Consider the following 700-nt stretch of genomic DNA (forward strand, 5'->3'; position numbering starts at 1 on the left):
TCGGTAATCAGCTCATCAAGCTGAATAAAGCAATGGTATTGGGTCGGCTTAAGAAGAATAAATTCCACTCGTTCAGCCCAATTAATCGGCTTTGCGGGATATGATTTCTCCCTCAGTTCTTGCCAATCGAGCGATTTCACCGGCTCACCTGCTGTCCAATGTAACGAAGCCAGCAAACACACAATGCCCTTTAACATTTCGTTTTGGTCACATCTCGATTTTCGTGTTTGAAAGACTGGGAGAAGTGATGCTTTGATGTCATCCCACACTTCAAATAAAAGCGGAACGTATTTCCCGCTGTCCTCCCATGGCAAATCGCCTTGTAATTCCGTGCAGAAATCAAAATACACGGGATTGGTCTGCAAGGTTTTCTTCATATCCGAGGAACTCTTCTGGCCAAGACTGCGCAAGTATTGCTCATAGGAAGCCAACACTTCTTTTGCTTGCGTCATCGTTTCACCAGTCCTTTTTTATCCCTCTTCTGCCCTTCTCTGCACAAAGAAAGCAGCGGACACTCCGCACAGCGCGGAGATTGGGCTTTACAGTGATATCTGCCGAAGAAAATAAGCCGGTGATGCGTAACGGACCAATCTTCTTTGGGAACCTTGCGCATCAGCGTCTTTTCAACTTCCAGAACCGAGTCCTTCCACCGGCAAATGCCCAATCGTTTGCTGACTCTCTCCACATGGGTATCTACGGC

The 700-nt window shown here is 47.1% G+C and carries 2 protein-coding genes; both read right to left on the minus strand.

What is annotated here, in order from left to right:
- Positions 1-452, minus strand: a 452-nt coding sequence (locus ACWHAR_RS27370; protein WP_452088468.1) for a YpoC family protein, incomplete at its 3' end; no start/stop codon positions are given.
- Positions 449-700 (minus strand): endonuclease III domain-containing protein (locus ACWHAR_RS27375; protein ID WP_452088469.1); only part of this gene is annotated, 252 nt, incomplete at its 5' end. The genes ACWHAR_RS27370 and ACWHAR_RS27375, both read right to left, overlap by 4 nt.

This window comes from Bacillus sp. LR--39, assembly GCF_053613335.1.